The organism is Hymenobacter elongatus, from assembly GCF_004745955.1.
Classification (GTDB): domain Bacteria; phylum Bacteroidota; class Bacteroidia; order Cytophagales; family Hymenobacteraceae; genus Hymenobacter; species Hymenobacter elongatus.
Map to the genome: position 1 here is coordinate 1 of NZ_SRLD01000110.1, position 1,045 is coordinate 1,045.

2 protein-coding genes are annotated in these 1,045 nt (G+C 63.7%); both read right to left on the reverse strand.

The window, feature by feature from the left end; genetic code table 11:
• Positions 1-28: 28 nt before the first annotated feature.
• Positions 29-604, reverse strand: a complete 576-nt coding sequence (locus tag E5J99_RS20955; protein ID WP_245319173.1) for an IS630 family transposase — start codon at positions 602-604, stop codon at positions 29-31.
• A complete protein-coding gene (locus E5J99_RS20960) occupies positions 601-990 on the reverse strand; it encodes a helix-turn-helix domain-containing protein (protein WP_135499754.1) in 390 nt (129 codons plus the stop codon). The genes E5J99_RS20955 and E5J99_RS20960 overlap by 4 nt, the downstream gene beginning before the upstream one ends.
• Between the last annotated feature and the right edge of the window lie 55 nt (positions 991-1,045).

Consider the following 1,045-nt stretch of genomic DNA (forward strand, 5'->3'; position numbering starts at 1 on the left):
TATAGCGGTTTCGCGAACGGTTTACCCCTCATTGCAGGCATTGGGTATGGTAGCCGCAGTGGTCAAACCAGTTGCGCGCATCTTGGCTCGTAATCCAGCTGATGGCTTCCTGCAGGGCCTGCTCCAGGGCTTGCCGGGTGCGGGCCTGGGCAGCGCGCAGCTTTGTTTTGAGCTTGCTCCAGGCCTGCTCGACGGGGCTGAAGTCAGGCGAGTAGGGCGGCAGAAATACTACCTCCACGCCCCGCTCAGCCAGCCATTCGACCACGCCCGGCAGTTTGTGGACCGAGAGATTGTCCATCACCAGCACATCGCCCCGCCGCAACGTGGGGGCCAGAAACTGGGTCACGTACCACGCAAAACTCACGTACTTGAGGCCGCCCTCCAGCAGTTGCACGGCTCCTAAGCCCCGTACTGACAGCGCCCCGATCAGCGTCAGCGAGCGGCCCCGCGTCAGCGGCACGGGCTGGCCCACGCGCTGAGCGCCCGGGGCCCGGGCATAGCGGCGGCAGTAGTCCAGGCGCAGCCCTGTTTCGTCGAGAAAGTGGAAGCGGGCCACATCGGGCCGCGTGCACACGGTTTCCACGTGTTCGGCCCGGGCGGCTATGACCCGCTCGGTATCGCGCTCGGTGGCGTGGTTGCTTTTTTTTTGCGCCGCAGCCCCTGCTCATCCAGCACGTTCCAAATGCAGGTCTGGCCCACGGGGCGACCAAATTCGGCCTGCCAGGCGGCGTTCAATTCAGCCAGCGTGGCATCGGCGTGCTGCCCCACGTAGGCCACGAGCCAGGCCTGCTCGGTTGGCGTAATCGCCCGGGCCGGACCGCCGCTGGCCAGTTTGGGAGCCAACGAGCCGGTTTGGCGCTGCTGGTGACGCAACTTCTTGATGAACGAGACGCTCACCCCAAAGCGGTCGGCGACCTGTTGCTGGCGTGAGCCGGCCTGCTCACAGGCTGCGGCGACGCGGGTGCGTAAATCAAGCGAATAAGGTTTCATATCTTACCGTACGGAAAAACCCATAAAAGGATACACCGTTCACGAAACCGCTATA